Consider the following 20941-nt stretch of genomic DNA (forward strand, 5'->3'; position numbering starts at 1 on the left):
GATCATTAACCCTTACTCATTGCGTTTAACAAAGTTGAAATCACGACCGCCATAATCCTCAATGTATTGGTATAAAATCAGTTCCATTAAGGCTATCGTCGAGATTCGCGAACTAATATCAGTGCCATTAACTCGGACAGCATCGGAGAAAATGTATAAATTAATGTCACTCAGATTTTGAATGGTGTTGTTATCCGGTTCCGTAATCGAAATCAAAAACGGTCGCGTTGTCTGTCTGAGCATCTGATTCATCATTTCTAAAAACTCGCTGTCCATACCGTCATAGGTCATGATAAAAACTAAGTCGTCAGGTTGCACTTGACCGCGGACAACGCTCCGATACGAATGTTCACGCGGAAATTCCACCTGAAAACCTGCCATGATAAATAGATAGTAAATGTAATCCGTGGCGTGCTTACTGACACCCTTAGCAAAAAAGTAAATTTTGGGATGGGCTGACAGTAATTTTGTAATTTCATGCAATTTGCTGGTGGGCACAACTCGAACAGACTCAGTGATGTTCTTCAAGTACTCTTCACGGTAATCCGTTTGAGAAACCGTAAAGGGCATGTCACTTTCAGTGTCCTGGTCGTCGTTTAACAGCGTGTATTTCAACACCGTTGTAAACTCACTAAAACCAGCAAAACCAATTTTCTTAACAAACCGCAAGAAGGTGGCGGTGGACACGAACGTCTCCCCCGCTACCTCCCGAATACTTTGATTCTTAATTTGATTCATATTTTTTACGACATAGTCGAAAAGTGCTTGTTCGTTGTTTGTTAATGAACTGAGATGGGGATTAACAATCTCAAAAAAGTTCATCGAACGCCTCCTGTCTGTTGACCTGGCACACTCAGTAAGATTGTGTGCAAGCCCCCGCCACCGGTTAAAATCTCACGGGCCGGAAAATCAATTATTTCTCGATCTGGGTAAAGCTCAGCTAACTGCTGATGTGCAACTGAATCTTGCGGGTCGTCAAATTTAGGCATCACGATGATGTGATCCGTCGTAATGTAATTGACGTACGTCGCCGTTAACCGCTGATTAGCAGTTCGGGGCAACATCCCGTTGATTGGATCAACACCGTTCGCCTCCTCTTCGGTGAGGAGTAATTGGGCTGGCAATTGCAACTGATGCACTTTGAAGTGTCGCCCTCGTGCATCCGTGGCGTGCTCTAACACTTCAAGCGCTCGCCGACAAATGCCATACATCGGATCAGTCTGGTCATCCGTCCATGATAAAACCAGTTCTCCCGGTCTAACCAAGCTGACCATGTTATCAATGTCACCACCGGTTTCGTCTAAGAAAAAGCCCTCAGGCAGCCAAATAACTTTTTCTGCGCCAAAGTAATCGTGAAAGACCTGTTCTGCCTCTTCTTTAGAGGCATTAGCATTACGCCCCTCCGATAAGATCACGTCTTCAGTCGTCAAAATGGTCCCCTCGCCATCAGTCGTGACTGAGCAACCCTCTAACACGCGATCATGATGATAATAATCAAGTCGATTTAAGCCGGCTATTTTTTCGGTCAGTTCATTATCCTTGTCCCACGGAAAATACAGACCGTCCAACAAGCCACCCCAAGCGTTAAAGTTAAAATCAGCAATTCTAACCGAACCCTGTTTATTAATTAAGTAAAATGGGCCGGTATCCTTGATAAAGGCATCATTACTGCTCATTTCGATCACTCTAACTTTATCCGGTAACATTGACCGTGCATTTTGATACTGGTCCTCATTAACGAGCATCGTAATCGGTTCGTGTTCGGCAAGTAACGTAGCCAATTTGGCGAACGCATATTGAGCCGGTTTTCCGCCATCACGCCAATTATCAGGCCGTTGTGGCCAAATCATATACCCCGCTTGATTTTCTTCAAAGGCTGCGGGTAATCTGAAGCCATCTTCGACTGGTAAGGTTGTTAGCTTCATAAAATCTCTTCCTTTCTGATTAAATTACACGCACCTTGACGGTCACTGATCAGCATTTTCTGCAATGCTATTATACGCATAGTTATCCAGTAATTGTTACTATTTTTTCATAGATATAACAATAATCCGTATGATTGACTATCAATCACGCGGATTATTTTGACACTGAAGTACTCTGAAAATACCTGTTAACGACTATTTTGTGGCATTCTCAGCAACTTTTGAAATAATGGTGCCTTCGCCGCTTGCTAAAAACTCACCAATATTTTCAAGTGACGTAATCACTGTTTGACCATGATCAGTATGCTCAACAAAATCAATCGCAGCCTGAACTTTTGGTAACATGCTGCCCTTAGCAAACTGTCCCTCTTCAATGTACTGCTTTAATTCAGGAACCGTGACCTTAGTCAAGGACTTCTGGTCTGGCTTGTTGAAGTTAACAAACACGTGATCCACGGCCGTTAAGATAATCAACGTATCGGCATTGATTTGTTCAGCCAATTTTTCTGAGGCAAAATCCTTATCGATGACAGCTTCGCGGCCCTCAAGGCGATTGCCGACCCGAACAACTGGCACACCGCCACCACCAACTGAAACTGGAATGATGCCGTTATCGACTAAGTTTTCAACCACGTCAGCTTCCACCACGTTCACTGGTTTAGGTGATGGCACAACGCGACGGTAGCCACGGCCAGCATCTTCAACGTACCGATAATCGGGGTGCTCAACGTGTTGCTGTTCAGCAACTTCACGGGTGTAAAATGGTCCGATTGGCTTGCTTGGGTCTTCAAAAGCGTGGTCAGTTTCACTGACTTCCACCTGAGTAACCACCGTTGCGACAGACTGGGTTAAACCGGCGTTAACGAGTTCTTCGCGTAACGCGTTTTGTAACCAGTAGCCGATGCTGCCTTGGGTCATTGAAACGGCGGTATCAATTGGCATGGCTGGATTAGTTTCGGTACTACCAGCAGCTTGTTGTAATAACAAGTTCCCAACTTGTGGCCCATTACCATGTGAAACTACCAATTCGTCTCCTTGTTTCACAAATTGAACTAAATACTTTGCGGTTTGTCGCAGTGCTTCTTGTTGTGCTTGTGCTGAAGCATCCTTTGAAAGGATGGCGTTGCCACCTAGGGCAACGACAACGCGTCGTTTTGCCATGGTTATTTCCTCCTGAAGTTAAATTCAATTTTTCTGAAGTCTTATTTTTAATCAAATCGTGCATCAAGAAACTCGCACTTATGTATAAGGGGTCCACGGTTCTATCCCAAGTTCGGGGATAATACCGTGAACCCCTTACACGCTAGTCTTAAAGCGCTTGGTTCTATACGCTAGTTTTCTGGTACTTGTTGGGTAATGCAGTGAATGTTACCGCCGCCAAGGAGAATTTCGCGGGCTGGTACACCGACGATTTTACGGTCTGGGTATAATTCAGCCAACGTTTCCTTAGCCTTTTCATCGTTAGGATCGCCAAAGGTTGGGAAGACGATACCGCCATTAGCAGTGTAGTAGTTAACATAGCTAGCGGCTAAACGTTCGCCTTCAGTCCGTGGTAAGGTCCCGTCGACAGCGTCAACCCCTTCACTTTCTTCCTTAGTGATCGTTACTGGCTTTGGCACGTACAACTTAACAACTTTAAGCTTACGACCCTTAGCATCAGTAGCATTTTCCAAGATTTCTAAGTTTTCTTTTGAGATCTTGTATTGTGGATCAGACTTATCATCCGTCCAAGCTAAGGCAACGACACCTGGCTTAACGAAGTTAGCAATGTTATCCACGTGACCGTTGGTTTCGTCGAGATAAATCCCGTTCTTTAACCAAATCACCTTTTCAAGGTTCAAGTGTTGTTTGAGCACTTCTTCGATTTGTTCACGTGATAATTGTGGGTTACGACCCTTTGATAACAAGCATTCTTCAGTCGTAATCAAAGTCCCTTCACCATCAACGTGAATTGAACCACCTTCAAGCACAAAGTCGTCTAAACGATAACGGTCAGTGTGTTCTTGTTCTGCCATCTTTTGAGCAACCCGGTCGTCCTTGTCCCATGGGAAGTAAAGACCATCTTCTAAGCCGCCCCATGCGTTAAAGGTCCAGTCAACCGCGCGCAAGTCACCCTTGTCGTTCTTAACAAAAGTAGCGCCACAGTCACGAATCCAAGAATCATCATTTGAAATTTCAACGACTTCAACGTTATCAGGTAACATGGTCCGTGCGTTAGCGTATTGATCATCGTTAACACCAACGGTCACATGCTCGAATTCGGAAATGGCTTCAGCAACCTTCACGAAAGTCTTTTGAGCAGGCTTCCCACCGTTACGCCAGTTATCTGGACGTTGTGGCCATAAGATATAAACGCCTTTGTGAGGTTCGAATTCACCGGGCATTCTGAAACCATCTTTTTTAGGGGTGCTATCTAAAGTTTTAGTCATGATAATGAACTCTCCTTTGATTGAGTGTTTTGGGTTTTAACTTTGTTTTTGTGTTCGGCATAACGAACGACGATTTCACCAATAATAAGTGTCACGATCGTTCCAATTAGGATTGGCATTTTACCTGAAATTTCTTCGGAACTACCATTTAATGGTACCGCAGTGAAGACAACGGTGGCAATCAAGAGAATTTCTGGTACCCAAGTCATGAGTTGAATCATAACTGGTCCACCAGGCACCTTGAATGGTCGTTCTGTATCAGGATCTGATTTACGCAACTTCAGGAAGGCTGGGAACATCATCGTGTATGACAAGAGTAATGCCACCACGTTCAGTGAGAAGAAGGCCCAGAAAATGTCTTGGTTAGGAATGAATGGTGCAGCAACCACAAGAATTGATGCAACTATCCCATTTAAGTAACCTGTACCAACTGGCATCCCCTTCTTGTTTTCAGCACCGAAGATGTTAGGTAGCACGTGGTCCTTAGCAGCGTAGTCCGCCACGTAGTTGATACCAAGTGCCCATGACACCATTTCAGAAGCCAAAATGTAGAGGAAGAAAATACCGATTAAAATAACGAACCAGTTCATGTTACCAATTAAGAGAATGAAGCTGTCGAGTAACCCACTTGAAGCTGAAAGCTTGTCGGTTGGCACGGCGACACTCATCCCAAAAGCTGATACCAGGTAAAGGATCGCAATCAAGAGACCACCATAGATGATGGCTTGTGGAATCTGTTTCTTAGGTTTGTCCATATCATCGGCCATTGTAGCCACAACTTCAAAGCCTAAGAAGTTAAAGATGATGACTGACAGGTTGCTTAATGAACCAACGTTCATTTGAGGCAACAAGTTCTTTGGTGAAAAGTCATTAGCGACACCCTTCGTCATGGCAACGTAAATACCAAGAACGGCTAGGGCAACGATTGTAAAGATCTTCGCAAAGGCTGCTAAGTTCATGATCCACTTTGATTCTGACACTGGTTGATTCCCTAAGATCACAACGACCCAAACGAAAATCAACTGAATGATCATGCTGGTAGCGGTGTTCATCTTCCAGCCGGCAATGGTGCCCAGCACTTGCTGGAACAACACGGCCAAACTTGACATCCAAATTGGGTAATTGATCCAATACAGCCAAGCTAACCGCCCGCCCCAACGAGCGCCAAATGCTTGTTTGACCCAGTCATACAGGCCACCTTCACCAACGTAGGTCGTTCCTAATTCTGATGAAATCAGTCCATATGGTAAGAAGAAGAGGACTAGTAAGAAGCCCCACCAGAAGAATTGAGAGGTCCCAATCGCTGCAGCCGGTGCCACCGATTCCACAACCATGATAACAACCACGGACATGAGCACGGCGTCAAATAATCTAAATTTTTTCTTTGGTTTCCCGTTTTCCATGACGCTATCTCCCATCTATTGCGTACAACACGTAATCGGTTTAATTATTTTTCGTTACGTGTATCAACTGCGTTTCTTAGCATGAGTTCAAATTCTGCGTCGTACTTTTCAGCAACGGCCTTTGAAGCATACTTCAATTCTGGGTTCAGCAAGTAAACGAAGATTGCACGCATCGCCGTCTTACGGTTTTCAGCTTCGTCCCAAACGATTGAGTAATCTGAATCAAGCACTTCATCGGTAACTTCTTCACCACGAGTTGCAGGTAAGCAGTGCATGAAGCGAACGTGATCAGAAGCCTTAGCAACCATCTTGGCATCAACTTGATACTTAGGATAGAAGATGCTCATCCGTTCGTCCTTACCCATTTCAGCGTCGTACAAGCCATACCATACGTCGGTGTAGATAAAGTCGGCATCCTTCATGGCTTCATCTTCGTCTTCAGTCAAGGTAACACTGCCACCATACTTCTTGGCATTTTCCTTACCAATCTTGACAACGTCATCCTTCATCTGGAAGTCCTTAGGGCCAAATTGTACGAAGTCCATGCCCATCTTAGTTGTCATAAACATGGTTGAGACACAAACTTGAGTAGCGTCGCCGACAAAGACGATCTTGCAATCACTTAACTTCTTGCCCTTTGGTAAGTGTTCAGTCATGGTGATGATGTCACCAAGTTCTTGGGTTGGGTGGTTGTAATCACTCATAAAGTTAACAACTGGCACCTTAGCGAACTTACCAACTTCAGCAACGGTGTGATGACGATCAACCCGGGCACCGATGATGTCAAGAATCCGACCAAGAACCTGTGATGTATCTTCAATGGTTTCGTGACCACCTAATTGGATTTGGCCTGGTGCAAGGTATTGTGCGTGACCACCAAGTTCAGTCATTGCAGCTTCGGCTGAAGTACGGGTACGAGTTGAGCTTTGTTCAAAAATCATACCCAACGTCTTGTTCTTCAATAGTGGTGGGTAGTAACCATTCTTGATTGATTCCTTGATCTTAATGCCTAAATCAATCATGTATTGAATTTCGCTTTGTGAATAAGTATTAGTATCGATGAAATCACGTTTTGTCATAGTAAAAACTCCTTTAGTTTTGTTTGTTCATTTGTTTACATATGCATCATACCGGGTATCGAAAAATAATAAAAGCGTTTTCATGCTGTTTGAACGGGCTTTTCACGGGGTGTCACGTGTTTCATATCGTGTAACATGTTTCATCGTCTTGCTACCATTGTGGTGTCGCTTACATGATTAATGTGAAGCCTTTATCTTTCCGGTTTAAAAGCTTCTTTAACTTGAACTAACATGCATATGTATAATATCTAATTGTTTGCAATCTTTATTCATCTCATCCAAATGAGAGATTAGCGGCAAAATCCATGCCGATTTGTTTCATGTTGTTGATTTACCACGATTAAGTAACGCTGACTAAAATGTGAAAGGCCTTGTCTCACTCGCACAAAACCACCATGGCGATGTGATTAGCGGACACAAAAATTCCCCGCACAACGTCACCGTCGTACGGGGAATCCAGATTGCTTCTATTAAAGGTTGCTAAATCACATGGCGTTCAAATGGTTGGTCTGAAATACCTTCACTCAAAATCTTCTTAGACCATTCTTTAGCGGAGAATAATGAATGGTCGCGATAATTACCGCAGCTATAGATATCAGTGCCGGGAACATCTTCCCACTTGATATCATTGGCAATTTGTTCGAGGGAACTCTTCAAAGCCTTGGCAACCTCAGTCGTACTTGGTTCGCCCCAGGCAATCAAGTGAAAGCCAGTCCGGCAGCCAAATGGTGAGCAGTCAATAATGCCGTCCATTCGGTCACGTAACAGCCCTGCCAACAGGTGTTCGATTGTATGAAGTCCTGCCGTTGGAATGGCATTTTCGTTTGGCTGAACCAATCGTAAATCAAAGTTGGAAATGGCGTCACCACTAGGCCCCTTCTCGACAGTAATCAAGCGAACGTAAGGTGCCTTTACTTTTGTATGATCTAATTCAAAACTTTCTACTTTAGCCATGAACTTCCTCCTTGAAATAATCTCAATACGACATCAGTATAGTAGCGACCGGAATTTCTCGCAAGTACTGCGACCCGGTCCAATCCATGCACTGTCTCGTCATAAAACAGTCTGAAACACCCGTCTTATTCGTACAATTCTGGTCGTCGGTCTTCAAAGACGGGCATAAACCCACGAACGTGATCCGTTTCATCCGTATCGATGGTAACCGTCTGAAGTTCTTCACGACTATCTAGGCGTAACACTTCGTTGCCAAGTGGATCGATCACCACTGAATTGCCACCAAAGTGATTGTCAGGATCACTGCCGACCCGGTTAACCGCCACCACAAAGCTTTGGTTTTCGATTGCGCGGGCTGCAAGTAATTTACGCCACTGTGCAATTCTTGGGCTTGGCCATTCGGCCGGCACAAAAATAATGCGACTGTCCGTCAAACTTAACGTCCTTAACCACTCTGGAAAACGAATATCGTAACAAATCACGCTGGTTGCGGGCACGCCCTTGACTTCAAAGCGACTCTTCTGATCACCAGCCGCGAGAAAATCATCTTCGCGCATTAAACCAAACAAGTGCACTTTGTCGTAGTTACAAATCAGTTGGCCGGCTTCATCCGTCACGTACGTCGTGTTATAAAATTGTTGGTCGCGTTGCGTGGCCACTGAACCACCATGAATCATCAAGTGGTACTTCTTAGAAAGTGCGGACAGAACGTGCTTCGTCTGTTCGCCATTAACATCCGCAATATCGTTTAACCGAGTCAAATCATAGCCGGTGTTCCACATCTCAGGAAAAACGATGATATCGGCATTCGCTTGTGCCGCTTTGGCGACGAACGATTCAATTCTCGAAAAGTTCTCTGCAGGTTGGCCAAAGCTAATCTTCATTTGTGCAATCGCAATGGTTAGTTTCATCGTGTTACCTCCGTTTATTCACAAGTATAGTCTCGTTTTTTGAGTTGTAAAGTACCATTTGCTTTTACACCAATTTTCAAGCACAATAGGGTTTAAAATGAAAATGAAAGAGGTTATTCCCCATGAATCCATTCACCGTTTATCTCGTCCGTCATGGCAGTACTATGCTAAATGGTTTTGACCGTATGCAAGGTTGGATCGACTCCGATTTATCTGAAGATGGTATTCAACAAGCTGAACAAGCTGCTGAAAAATTAGCGGGTATCCCGTTTGATCGAGCTTTTTCATCTGACCTCGGTCGGGCAGTTGATACGCGTGATATTATCCTCAACGCCCTACAGCAGACCCCCACTGAAACGCGGGTATTACCAGAATTCCGTGAAGTTAACTTCGGCTTTTTTGAGGGCTTGAACTCAACCGACATTTGGTCTGGTATCGCGGCACCATATGGCAAGCATAGCCAAGAGGATCTAATCGAACTAGGCGGTCTTGCCGAGACACGAAAAGCGATGAAAGCTGCTGATCCGTCACATACGGCTGAAGATTACGACGAAGTCATGGCGCGAGTCAAAGCTGGGTTTCAGACGTTACGTGAGCACTGCCAGCCAGGCGAAACCGTCTTGTTGGTTAGTCATGGTACGCTAATTCGGACTATTGCCGACTACCTCGGTGTCGACACCAATGATAACTACCCTAAAAACGGTGGTATTAGCGAGTTAACGATTTATGAAGACCAGGCTGTCTTTGAAACTTATAATCAATAATTGTTGTGAATTGTAATCAATTTTCAATCTAGAATGTTGATAAATCAGGATTCGTCCGTGGTGGTCGAATCTTTTTTGTGCTAATCATTGAAAACGGTTACATTCTTCGTTAGACTGTACTTAGTGCTACAGATTATAACGAGGTGGAAAATACCATGACAAAAACATTAGCAATTAACGCAGGCAGTTCAACACTCAAGTGGAAGCTATTCTCGATGCCGGATGAATCCGTGATCGCCAGTGGCCTAGTGGACCGCCTGAATTTACCTGGGTCGATATTTACCGTTAAACGACCAGATGGTGATAAATATCAGGTCACGCAAGATAATATCGATTATCGTTTAGCGGCCGCCATGGTGCTTTCTCACTTAAAAGAAGCCGGCATCGTTAAACACTTACACGAAATCACTGGTATCGGTCACCGGGTCGTGGCTGGTGGGGAGATTTTCTCTGATTCAGCCGTTGTGACTGATGAAACGTTGAAGCAGATTCACTCATTAGCACAGTATGCACCGCTCCATAACCCAATCGAAGCCCAGTACATCGAAATTTTCCAGCAATTACTACCAAACGCCAAGCAGGTCGCTGTTTTTGACACATCCCTTTATACCAACATGCCAAAAATCAACGCACTTTACCCAATCCCATACGAATATTACGAAAAATACGGTGCGCGTAAATACGGCGCTCACGGTACAAGTCACCGATACGTGGCCAACCGTACCGCTGAATTATTGGGTAAACCATTGGCAGACCTTAAGCTGATCACTCTGCACTTAGGTTCTGGTTCTTCAATTTCAGCCTTTGACCACGGTAAAGTCATCGATACATCAATGGGCTTTACGCCGTTAGCTGGTGTGATGATGGGGACTCGTTCTGGTGACATTGATGCGTCTTTGGTCACCTTCTTGGCCGAGAAACTCAACATCAGTATGCAAGAAATCACTGACATTTTGAATCATAAATCTGGCTTACTTGGCATCTCTGAGTTATCCCCTGACCAACGGGATTTGGAAGATGCTGAAGAGACAAATCCAAAGGCCAAGTTAGCGTTAGACATGTTTGCTAACCGAGTCGTTCGCTACATCGGCACTTACGTTGCTGAACTCAACGGCTTAGACGCACTAGTCTTCACTGCTGGTTCTGGTGAGAATGGCATCGCTATGCGTCAAAAGATTGCTGATCAACTCAGCTACTTCGGCATTCAAATCGATACCGAAAAGAACCAAGTTCGTGGCAAGGAACGGACGATTAGCCCAGATGGTGCACCAGTGGACGTTTTGGTCGTTCCAACTAACGAAGAGTTAATGATTGCACGTGATGTGCAACGTTTGACGAAATAATTTGATGTAACGCACTTTTTAAATGCTTTGAGACGATTTATCTCCTAACGAACCGTTGTTTCTAATTTTTAGAAGCAATGGTTCGTTTTTGCTACATATTCGGTTTTGATGTGTGTTCCCTCTATCGGTGCGCTCCCAAGTTCATCGTGTAGCAATTATCCTAGAACTTGCAATTTGATGTCAAACCTTACTGTTTGGTTAAATCACTTGAATTAATCAGCCATAATCATCATACTTAAAGTTTAGTGAAGAATTTTAAGGAGTTATCCCATGCTTAACCGTAAACGAACTTGGTTGCTCGGTGGACTACTGGTCCTACTCGCAATTTTAGGTTTTGGCTATGATCAATTGAAAAGCCAGCCCACACCGACTAAAGCGCCGGCAGTCCGAAATATGACCTCGGCAACCAGTAACCAAATCAAAACAACTTCAAATAAATCAGATATCCCCACTTTATTTGTCCATGGGGTTGGCGGGATGCTTCGGTCCGAAATTCCCATGGCAAAGCAGGCCGTGCACAACGGTAAAGCTAGTTGGGGCATGATTATCCACGTCCGACCTAATGGTAAACTTGCCATTAAAGGGACATTGAAAAACAAGCACAACCCCATCATTCTCATCCGTTTCGATAATAATGTGGCCGGAGAGGTTCAAGATGCCGCTTGGTTACGCACAATCCTAACCACGCTCAAAACTAAGTATGGTGTCACCAGTTATAATTTAGTCGGCCATTCCATGGGAGCCTACGCAGCCGTTTACTACGAAGAGTACTACAGTCACGATGCTAATCAACCTCAGTTGAATAAGCTCGTGACGCTGGCTGGTCCCTTCGACGGAATTTTAACCCGGAAACGGTATCGCTGGGAAGGTCGAGCGCCAAAGGCAATTCTTAAGTTATGGGATGATTCTGAAAATCTCAATCATCTCAATAGTGCCGGCAAACCGACTATTATTCACCCCGAATACCGGACGTTACTGCAACAACGCGGGCAGTTTCCGCGTCAAGCTCAGGTCATGAACCTGTACGGCAACGTCGGTAACGGGCATAACTCAGACGGAACCGTTTCAACGGCTTCAGCTGGTTCGCTTAAATATCTGTTAGCATCTCGCGTTCGAAGTTACGAAGAACATGAAATTCGTGGTGAAGATGCGACTCACTTTATGCTGCACGAGAATAACGCCGAAGTTCGTCGGTTATTAACGGCGTATCTTTGGGAGAATTAGCACAACGGTATAATCTATTTGTGCTCGATTGCGCCTTCGGCTCCCGGTAAGGTGGGGACCTGCTGTGGGGCCGGGTCGAGCCCAGGTCTCGACCCTCGAAGTTGAACCGTGCCAAAACCCGTGCACGTTTCAACTTCGTCCCCGACTGGTGGCCCAGTCGTTTCACTGCAGGTCCCCACCTTACCGGGAGCACTACGGCTTATATTGAATCGGACCTTTGATATTAAGGACAATCGGCTTAATCGCGTAATGTCATAATAATTCAGCGGTGTAACCTTTCAACCGAAAAGTAAGCGACTACTACTGTTCACCACTACGTAAGCCGTAGCGCCAGAAGCCAGTTGGTTTGACGGGTTGCAGTGACTAGTGCCACTAAGCGCTGCGCGCAAAGTGGCACTGGACGTTTCTGAGACTCGCGGGTTTTGAGGCTCTGAAACGAGACGGAAAACGCGGAGCGGTTGCAGTCGGTCCCACAGCAACCCGTCAAACCAACTGGCTGGCGGCCGAAGGCGGACTTCATCGCATCAATATACTTGTAATGACTTTCATACACATCAAAAAAGTGTCAGCCAAACTTCCACAATGGGAAATTTGACCGACACTTTTATTTATTAACTCACTATTTTACATAAGCATCTTTAAAGTTATAGTTGGCACCGGCTGAGTTATAGACAATGTCTTTAACGTTTTGGTTAAACAGCCATGGCGCTGATGATTGATACAGTGGCGTAATACCTTGATCCTTCAAGAGGATGTTTTGCGCCTGAACCATGTCATCCCAACGCTTGGAAGCGTTATTAGCATCCGTAGTTGATGATGCCTTGATCAATTGGTCATACTGACTATTTGACCAACCGGAAATGTTGCTTGGGTTACCCTTCGTGTAGATGTTCAAGAAGGTGATTGGATCGGCAAAATCAGCAAACCAGTTTGCAAAGGTCACTTCGTAATTATGTGAAGCTTGCCGAGCTAACACTGAACGGAATGGAATGTTTGAAACCGAAACCTTCAGACCTGGCAGGTTCTTTTCCAAATCACTTTGGAGGTACTCGGTCACTTTCTTACCAGCATCGCTATCGGCCGCTAAAATCGTGAAGTTTGGATTAGTGATACCATTTTCTTTCAACCCTTCTTGCCAGAGTTTCTTAGCTTGGGTTGGGTTATACTTCATTGAAGCTGGCGTCGTGATGTCTGACGTAAAGTCTTTGTTCGTCTTAGGGTTTGTTGCTAATCCCTTAGATACGAAGCTACCGTTGACAATTGAGCCGTCACCCAAGACACGCTTGGTAATTTGTTGACGATCAATGGCCATGGAGATGGCTTCTCGAATTTTCAAGTTCTTAAACAAGGCCTTCTTTTGGTTCAAAGCCAAGTAGTAACTGCTTGATTGTGGCCGTGAAATCAGGTCTTTGTTCTTCGATAAGTTCTTGGCTTGGTTACCAGTTAATGGCGCCCCAATCAACTTCTTAGAGTTGTATTGGTTCAAGGCCGTCTGGTTATCCTTCACAACTTGATAATGAACGCTGCTTAGTTTAACCGCCTTTTTATCCCAATAACTGTTATTCTTCTTAAGTGTCCAAGTGGTCCCCGTACCATTCCAATTGGTTAACTTAAATGGTCCGTTGTAGACCATCTTGTCACTACGAGTCCCATAGCCGCTACCGTATTTATCAACCACTTTTTGATTTTGTGGATAAAATACAGGGAACCCAAGGAGCAACTTGAAGTATGGAATTTGTTGTTCCAGGTTGATAGTTAACTGGTACTTACCGGTTGCTTTGATGCCCAATGTTGAGGCTGCTTTTTTACCTGCTGAAATCGCATCGGCGTTTTGAATACCACTGAATAAATAAGCATATTGTGAAGCAGTCTTCGGGTTAACTGTCCGCTGCCAAGAATAAACGAAATCCTTGGCGGTAACAGTATCGCCATTGCTCCACTTCGTGTTGTGTCGAATATCGATCACGTACTTTTTACCATTATCGGACTGGGTCAACTTGGTTGCCAGTCCAGTTTCAGGCTTACTGTTCTTCCCTAAACGGTAAAGGCCTTCGTTGGTATTATTCAACATGTCAAACGTCCCTAACGCCGTTGACTTCGACAAGTCAATGGTGGATAACTCACTATCAGTTGGCATCGTAAAGCTTTGCGACTTACTTGATGAACTGTTCGATGAACAAGCGCCAAGTAAAACCGCTAACCCGGCAATGCCAAACGTCACCGCCCATTTCTGAGTGAACTTCATAACAAACATCCTCCTAAACACACACAAAGTAACAACACATTAATCATATTTTAACATATTTATGAGTGAATACTCGTTTTTTCTAATAAATACTTAATTTTGTCATCTGAAATTACTTTCAGCTAATCATAAAAATGCCTGAGTATTGCGTTATTTGGAATTATTTCGTATGATGACATCAATTGATAAAAATAAAGTTATGATATCTTTTTAAACTATCATTAGATTATTCTGAGCGAGTTTTCGTTCGAGAAAGAAGGCTCATTATGCAATTAAACGTGCCCCTTATCGCCCAGCGACCTGAATTACCCACCGGTTGTGAAATTACCGCGGTGACGATGATGCTCAAGTACATTGGCGCAGATGTCACAAAAGTCCAGCTCGCTAAAGAAATGCCGTACGATGCAAGTGACTGTGATAAAGGATTTGTCGGCGATCCTTTTACCGACAATGGCAATAGCATTTATCCACCAGCCTTGTTGGCCTTGATTTCAAAATACGCCGGTCACGCGACCGATCTAACTGGCGCAACCCTGACAGACCTTCAGCGTGAACTCGATGCAAACCGCCCAGTGGTCATCTGGGTTGGTGAATTCGATGGGTTTCACACTCATGCGCTCACGTTGATTGGCTATGATGCAGATCACGTCATCGTCAACGACTGCTGGACTGAAAAAACTGAGACGCTGACTAACACAGAATTTGCAGCGATTCGTGCTAATAAAGGGAATCGTGCCGTGGGACTATAGACCTATTTAAAAGCTCATCCTTAAGTCTTAAATCGTAAAACAAACTAAAAATCACCTATGATCAACTCGCTCTTCTAGGCGTAGCGTGCTGATCATAGGTGATTTTTTAAATGTTGAGTGGTGTATCACTATCAGCCGCAAGGTAAGCGCGACCGGTGTTTTTCACCACCACAAATTGTTTTAAATCATGGTTAATTTTTTGACGGAACTTAGCAATCACATCGCTATGATCAAGCTGTGTCTGACCGTCTTGATACAAGTCTTGCACATACTCATCATAACCATCCTCAATCACTTCTCTAACACTTCTCACATTAGAATAACTTGGTGGGTTATTCCCCTTTTTGTGGTAGTCACTAGGACTGGCGACGTCGTACTCTAGCACACTCGGATTAACGTTTAGTGCCGTAAAGACGTCTTGAATCGTGGGCAAAAATAACTGTGCCACGATCTCGTCGGCTGCCAATTCAGGTAGAGACATTCGATTATCACTTCCCTCTAATTAGATTACTTAATTATTATGGCATTACAAAAAGTCGTTCATGTTAAATAAATGATAAGCTTTAATTAAATATTACACTTTACGCAAAACGTAACGCTAAGCGTGCATTTTGAATACCAAAGACTGTGTGCTGACAAAAACTATTCATCACCGTTCTTAGGAACACCGCCACCACTTCAGCCAGTTGTTGCCGGTTATCACCACTCATCATCGGTTGCTGATAACGAATCGTCAACACCGCGCGATGGTGCTCATGGTCAGCCCTTACAGCAGCTAACTTAGCCGTGCCCTTAGCATGGCGCGTTGTGTACGGTACATCGGTCTGCCACTCATCAGTCCACGGACTTTGTGATAACAGCAGTTCATGAATAGCAACTTCCAATTGACGACCAGTTGTCGCGTGACGTTGATCATGTTGATCTAGCCAATCAATATAGACCGGTAACTGAAATATGAACGTGGTTGCGATATGAATCCCCTACCTTCCTGTGCGAGCTCACATTGCTAAGAAGTATACCCCATGATAATAATCCGGTTCAAGTGTTTACGGGGCAACTTCGAAATTTTTATTTATTATTAAGTTCTCGATATTAAAAAACGTGTACCGCTTGATGGGTCGGTACACGTTTTACGCTATCTTTACTTCGTTTCAGACGACTTTAATAACTTTCGAACCCGCTGTCCAATCACAGCCCGACCCGCAAAATCTTGATAAACCGTTTGATTTAAGATTGTGGCAACACTTGCATTAGACAAAACCTTATTTGCAGTAATCTGGGCCTGGTTACACCTCAGTAAGCAGTCACTGAGAAGTTCTAGAAGCATCGTACGATTGCCAATGATCAATCGACCATCAACGGATAATGCCTCGATTTTGGTACCATCATTTAACGTTGCAATATATGGGATGCCACCATCAGAAAGCATGAGTTGGTCATCAGGCAGCACTTCAAATGGCCAGTTTGTTAACTGATCTTTCTCGCCTAAAATGGCAACTTGACTCAGTTCATCATGTTTGAGTAAATAACGATACAGCGTCAGTAATATGGTTTGGACACTAGCCGTTAACGGAATGTTAAGGGTCTCGATGCCAGCGTGCTCGGCTTCACCGGATAAACGAATCACCAACTGAGTACCCGCAGCATAGTGTGGCACTTCATCGCTCACCAACGGTTGAGGCGCGTTTGCTAAATCAAAGGTTGCTTCAATTAATTCAAAATTAACGAGCCTTGCCTGCTCATTATTAGCACCAAGTAAATAAGTCTTGTTTCTTTCTTGTACCGGCGTTTTGAGACTCAGGATGACTTTTTCATTCTGGTTCAATAACTCAATTAACTGTGTCGTTTCATTGAACTGCCAGTGTGAATACTCAGGCATGAACCGAACGTTAGTGGGCACTTTAAGTTGACCTGTTGACAAAAATCGCAACATCAGTGCCCCGCCGCCACTACCCATGCCAACCTGAATCCAATTTGAGGTACTCAGCACTTGGTAGATCCACGTTTTACCAGTCAGTATGGTCACTATTTCAGATGTTAACATGGTCCTTCCTCCTACTTGTGTTTGAACCAGGCAGTACTCGTTTTTTCCTGGTATAAGAATCGAGATGTTACTTGCCTGCCGTGAACCAGTTGAGTCGCAAAGTCACGATAGGCAACGTAGTTTAACAGTGCCATTTCCAAATAACCGACGTGTCCTTGACCCGTGAGTTGAATCTCCGCCACGCGTTGACTAAGTTCAACCACAACGGCACCAAGGTAAGCCAATACAGTTTGCCGATCACCAGCAATTACGCCAGGATTGAGCAGCTGTAATGTTTCATATTTTTCAAAAAAGTCGGCCATTGCCGGTGAACCAATATTCTTTTGAATGATATACACCGATAAATCTGAGCGCTCATCACCAAAATACAGTTTGCCAGGTTCCATTTCGTCAAATGGATAACGCAACATGGTCACATCCCCCACATCTACGAGAGCTAGTTTTTTAATTTCAGGATGCTGTTTTAAAAACTGAAACGCCATTTCCCAACGACGGAAGTATAGTGTAACGTTCTGATAGTCTTTAAACATCGGCACTGTGCAAATCGATAAATTCGGCGTTTCTAATTGGTCAGGTGAATCGGTCAATAAAACCGTTTTAAGGCCAAAATTAGCGACAGATTCAACGAGTTTGTGTGAAACTTCTAAAAAATCAGGTCGTTGACGTTGAATTAGCTGCACATCTTGCATCGAAGTGATGTACTCACTCAGAACAATCTCAGCCGGAAAACGTTTTTTGGGAATTTGTGGCATGGGTATCTCATTCAGTTGTTTTAAGGCTTCTAAATTCACGTTAACGTGCCCCTCTTCTGTATGACTTGACTATCTAAAATTATACCGCAAAATGATGATATTTCTCCGTCTTCACAATAAAGAGGACCTGCTTGCTGGCTTAACCATACAAGTAGGTCCTCTTTGTTTATCACAGAATTTAACAATTACTTGTTCTGATCGTCTTTCTTACGACGGAAACCGAAGAATCTGAGAATCATTAAACCAAGTGCAGCTAGTCCAGTTGCAGCAGCAGTTGAAGAAGCCTGTTCATTGGTTTGTGGTAATTTTTCACCTGTTGAAGCTTGATTCTCAGAAGTAGCTGCAGAAACTAACGATGTGCTCTGATCAAGTGAAGTCAATGACTCGCTCGTTGAATGACTTAAATCAGTATAGTTTTCTGAAGTACTTACTAGGTTATTGTAGGAAGTCGAAACGCTATCAGCATCTGAATCGCTCGTGATAGTACTATCAGCATCTGATTCACTGGTGGTCGTCAAATCACCATCTGATTCGCTCGTGGTCGTACTGTCAGCACTAGATTCACTCGTGGTCGTACTGCCATCGTCTGAAGTACTGTACGATGTTGAATCGGTTTGAGATTCACTCGTAGTTGTACTGTCGTCACTTGAAGTGCTGGCTGTTGTAGATACGCTAGCGGAAGTACTCTCACTTGCAGAACTTGATCCGCTCTGTGATTGAGACCCAGTTTGACTTTCAGAATTACTTTCTGATAACGAGATTCCAGTTGAAGTACTCTGAGAAATTTCGTCTACCAGACTTCTTGATGCGCTTTCCGAAACCGATGTGCTCGTTGAATCGCTCTGAGAAATATCATCAATTAAACTTCTCGATGCACTCTCTGATACTGACACACTCGTTGATCCGCTTCGTGATATATCATCTGTCAAACTTCTCGATGCACTCTCTGATACTGACATGCTCGTTGAATTGCTTTGTGAAATATCATCAACCAAGCTCCTCGAAGCACTTTCTGAAGTTGAGGTGCTCGTTGATTCGTTTTGCGAAACTTCATCAACCAAGCTTCTCGAAGCACTTTCTGAAGTTGAGGTGCTCGTTGAATCAATCAGCGACGTTGAGGTTGAATCACTTACTGATGTTGAACCAGATTCACTAACAGAGATTGAACCTGAATTACTCAATGATGTTGATGTTGAATCACTCACTGAGGTTGAGCCAGACTCACTAACAGAGATTGAGCCTGAATTACTCAATGATGTTGATGTCGAGGTTGAATCACTCAGCGACGTTGATGTTGAGTCACTTACTGACGTTGAGCCTGATTCACTGACAGAGACTGAACCCGAATCACTCAACGATGTTGAGGTCGAGGTTGAATCACTCACTGAGGTTGAGCCAGACTCACTAACAAAGATTGAACCTGAGTTACTCAATGATGTTGAGGTCGAAGTTGAATCACTCAACGACGTTGATATTGAATCACTCACTGACATCGAGCCGGAATCACTGACAGAGATCGAACCTGAATTACTCAAGGATGTTGAGGTTGAATCACTGACAGAGATCGAACCTGAATTACTCAAGGATGTTGAGGTTGAATCACTCACTGAGGTTGAGCCAGACTCACTAACAGAGATTGAACCTGAGTTACTCAATGACGTTGAGGTCGAAGTTGAATCACTCAACGACGTTGATGTTGAATCACTCACTGACGTCGAGCCGGAATCACTGACAGAGATCGAACCCGAATTACTCAATGATGCTGATGTTGAGTCACTTACTGACGTTGAGCCAGACTCACTAACCGAGATTGAACCCGAATCACTCACTGAGGTTGAGCCGGATTCGCTAACAGAGATTGAATCTGAGTTACTCAATGATGTTGATGTCGAAGTTGAATCACTCAACGACGTTGATGTTGAATCACTTACTGACGTTGAGCCTGATTCGCTTACGGAGATAGAACCTGAGTTACTTAAGGATGTTGATGTCGAAGTTGAATCACTCAACGACGTTGATGTTGAATCACTTACTGACGTTGAGCCTGATTCGCTTACGGAGATAGAACCTGAGTTACTTAAGGATGTTGATGTCGAAGTTGAATCACTCAACGACGTTGATGTCGAGTCACTTACTGATGTCGAGCCTGATTCACTAACCGAGATTGAGCCTGAATTACTCAAGGATGTTGATGTCGAAGTTGAATCACTCAACGACGTTGATGTTGAATCACTTACTGACGTTGAGCCAGACTCACTGACAGAGATTGAGCCTGAATTACTCAAGGATGTTGATGTCGAAGTTGAATCACTCAACGACGTTGATGTTGAGTCACTTACTGATGTTGAACCAGATTCACTAACCGAGATCGAACCCGAATCACTCAACGATGCTGAAGTCGAATCACTTACTGACGTCGAGCCAGACTCACTAATCGAGATTGAACCCGAATCACTCAACGATGCTGAAGTTGAATCACTTACTGACGTCGAGCCTGATTCACTAACCGAGATTGAGCCTGAATTACTCAAGGATGTTGATGTCAAAGTTGAATCACTCAACGACGTTGATGTCGAGTCATTTACTGATGTCGAGCCTGATTCACTGACAGAGATTGAGCCTGAATTACTCAAGGATGTTGATGTCGAAGTTGAATCACTCAACGACGTTGATGTTGAGTCACTTACCGATGTTGAACCAGATTCACTAACCGAGATTGAACCCGAATCACTCAACGATGCTGAAGTCGAATCACTTACCGACGTCGAGCCTGATTCACTAACCGAGATTGAGCCTGAATTACTCAAGGATGTTGAAGTTGAATCACTTACTGACGTTGAACCAGATTCACTTACGGAGATCGAATCCGAATCACTCAATGATGCTGAAGTTGAATCACTTACTAACGTCGAACCAGACTCACTGACAGAGATTGAACCTGAATTACTCAATGATGTTGATGTCGAGGTTGAATCACTCAACGACGTTGATGTTGAGTCACTTACTGATGTTGAGCCGGATTCACTAACCGAGATCGAACCCGAATCACTCAACGACGTTGACGTCGAATCGCTTACTGATGTTGAGCCGGACTCACTAACCGAGATTGAGCCTGAATT

Annotated in this window: 19 protein-coding genes; 5 read left to right on the forward strand and 14 right to left on the reverse strand. The window is 44.1% G+C overall.

Features of this window, described 5'->3' with window-relative positions; all coding sequences use genetic code 11:
- Positions 1–12 precede the first annotated feature (12 nt).
- From FD04_RS02475 to FD04_RS02510, 8 genes are all read right to left on the reverse strand, one after another.
- Positions 13–822 carry a MurR/RpiR family transcriptional regulator gene (locus tag FD04_RS02475; protein WP_056946701.1) on the reverse strand — a complete coding sequence of 270 codons (810 nt, stop codon included), beginning with the start codon at positions 820–822 and terminating at the stop codon, positions 13–15.
- Positions 819–1925, reverse strand: a complete 1107-nt coding sequence (gene aguA, locus FD04_RS02480) for an agmatine deiminase (protein WP_056946704.1) — start codon at positions 1923–1925, stop codon at positions 819–821. Before aguA (FD04_RS02480) ends, FD04_RS02475 begins: the two co-directional genes overlap by 4 nt.
- A gap of 195 nt (positions 1926–2120) precedes the next feature.
- A complete protein-coding gene (arcC, locus tag FD04_RS02485) occupies positions 2121–3086 on the reverse strand; it encodes a carbamate kinase (RefSeq protein ID WP_056946707.1) in 966 nt (321 codons plus the stop codon).
- Between the two features lie 170 nt (positions 3087–3256).
- Positions 3257–4354 carry an agmatine deiminase gene (aguA, locus tag FD04_RS02490; protein WP_056946710.1) on the reverse strand — a complete coding sequence of 366 codons (1098 nt, stop codon included), beginning with the start codon at positions 4352–4354 and terminating at the stop codon, positions 3257–3259.
- Positions 4351–5757: an APC family permease gene (locus FD04_RS02495; RefSeq protein WP_054702420.1), complete on the reverse strand. Its 1407-nt coding sequence runs from the start codon at positions 5755–5757 to the stop codon at positions 4351–4353. The genes aguA (FD04_RS02490) and FD04_RS02495 overlap by 4 nt, the downstream gene beginning before the upstream one ends.
- Before the next feature lie 44 nt (positions 5758–5801).
- A complete protein-coding gene (gene ptcA / locus FD04_RS02500; protein ID WP_054702417.1) occupies positions 5802–6836 on the reverse strand; it encodes a putrescine carbamoyltransferase in 1035 nt (344 codons plus the stop codon).
- Positions 6837–7316: 480 nt separating this feature from the next.
- Positions 7317–7790 carry an S-ribosylhomocysteine lyase gene (locus FD04_RS02505; RefSeq protein ID WP_054702414.1) on the reverse strand — a complete coding sequence of 158 codons (474 nt, stop codon included), beginning with the start codon at positions 7788–7790 and terminating at the stop codon, positions 7317–7319.
- 125 nt (positions 7791–7915) lie between these two features.
- Complete coding sequence (locus FD04_RS02510; RefSeq protein ID WP_056946713.1) at positions 7916–8701, reverse strand: carbon-nitrogen family hydrolase; 786 nt, start codon at positions 8699–8701, stop codon at positions 7916–7918.
- Between the two features lie 122 nt (positions 8702–8823).
- Between FD04_RS02510 and FD04_RS02515 the strand changes: the two genes are divergently transcribed.
- The 3 genes from FD04_RS02515 (at position 8824) to FD04_RS02525 (ending at position 12032) form a co-directional block, all read left to right on the forward strand.
- Positions 8824–9465 carry a histidine phosphatase family protein gene (locus tag FD04_RS02515; protein ID WP_056946716.1) on the forward strand — a complete coding sequence of 214 codons (642 nt, stop codon included), beginning with the start codon at positions 8824–8826 and terminating at the stop codon, positions 9463–9465.
- A gap of 155 nt (positions 9466–9620) precedes the next feature.
- Positions 9621–10808, forward strand: coding sequence for an acetate/propionate family kinase (locus FD04_RS02520; RefSeq protein WP_056946718.1), 1188 nt, complete (start codon positions 9621–9623; stop codon positions 10806–10808).
- Between the two features lie 270 nt (positions 10809–11078).
- Entirely contained in the window at positions 11079–12032 is a 954-nt protein-coding gene (locus FD04_RS02525) for an alpha/beta hydrolase (protein WP_054702407.1), read from the forward strand.
- A 619-nt stretch (positions 12033–12651) separates the two neighbouring features.
- Here FD04_RS02525 and FD04_RS02530 read toward each other — a convergent pair.
- Positions 12652–14277, reverse strand: coding sequence for a peptide ABC transporter substrate-binding protein (locus FD04_RS02530; RefSeq protein WP_056946721.1), 1626 nt, complete (start codon positions 14275–14277; stop codon positions 12652–12654).
- Between the two features lie 266 nt (positions 14278–14543).
- Between FD04_RS02530 and FD04_RS02535 the strand changes: the two genes are divergently transcribed.
- Positions 14544–15026 carry a C39 family peptidase gene (locus FD04_RS02535; RefSeq protein WP_056946724.1) on the forward strand — a complete coding sequence of 161 codons (483 nt, stop codon included), beginning with the start codon at positions 14544–14546 and terminating at the stop codon, positions 15024–15026.
- Positions 15027–15132: 106 nt separating this feature from the next.
- Here the strand turns inward: FD04_RS02535 and FD04_RS02540 are convergent, their stop codons facing one another.
- From FD04_RS02540 to FD04_RS12900, 5 genes are all read right to left on the reverse strand, one after another.
- Entirely contained in the window at positions 15133–15507 is a 375-nt protein-coding gene (locus tag FD04_RS02540) for a hypothetical protein (RefSeq protein ID WP_056946727.1), read from the reverse strand.
- Between the two features lie 100 nt (positions 15508–15607).
- Positions 15608–15910 carry a PIN domain-containing protein gene (locus FD04_RS02545; RefSeq protein ID WP_054702402.1) on the reverse strand — a complete coding sequence of 101 codons (303 nt, stop codon included), beginning with the start codon at positions 15908–15910 and terminating at the stop codon, positions 15608–15610.
- A 257-nt stretch (positions 15911–16167) separates the two neighbouring features.
- Positions 16168–17070: a hypothetical protein gene (locus FD04_RS02550; RefSeq protein WP_056946730.1), complete on the reverse strand. Its 903-nt coding sequence runs from the start codon at positions 17068–17070 to the stop codon at positions 16168–16170.
- Positions 17071–17081: 11 nt separating this feature from the next.
- Positions 17082–17861, reverse strand: a complete 780-nt coding sequence (locus tag FD04_RS02555; protein WP_056946732.1) for a hypothetical protein — start codon at positions 17859–17861, stop codon at positions 17082–17084.
- 146 nt (positions 17862–18007) lie between these two features.
- Positions 18008–18781: an LPXTG cell wall anchor domain-containing protein gene (locus FD04_RS12900; RefSeq protein WP_275452928.1), complete on the reverse strand. Its 774-nt coding sequence runs from the start codon at positions 18779–18781 to the stop codon at positions 18008–18010.
- On the opposite strand from FD04_RS12900, the gene FD04_RS12905 reads away from it, so the two are divergent.
- Positions 18780–20941: hypothetical protein (locus FD04_RS12905; protein ID WP_056946735.1), on the forward strand; the 2162-nt coding region annotated here is incomplete at its 3' end. The genes FD04_RS12900 and FD04_RS12905 overlap by 2 nt on opposite strands.

Source organism: Secundilactobacillus odoratitofui DSM 19909 = JCM 15043, assembly GCF_001434895.1.
GTDB lineage: Bacteria > Bacillota > Bacilli > Lactobacillales > Lactobacillaceae > Secundilactobacillus > Secundilactobacillus odoratitofui.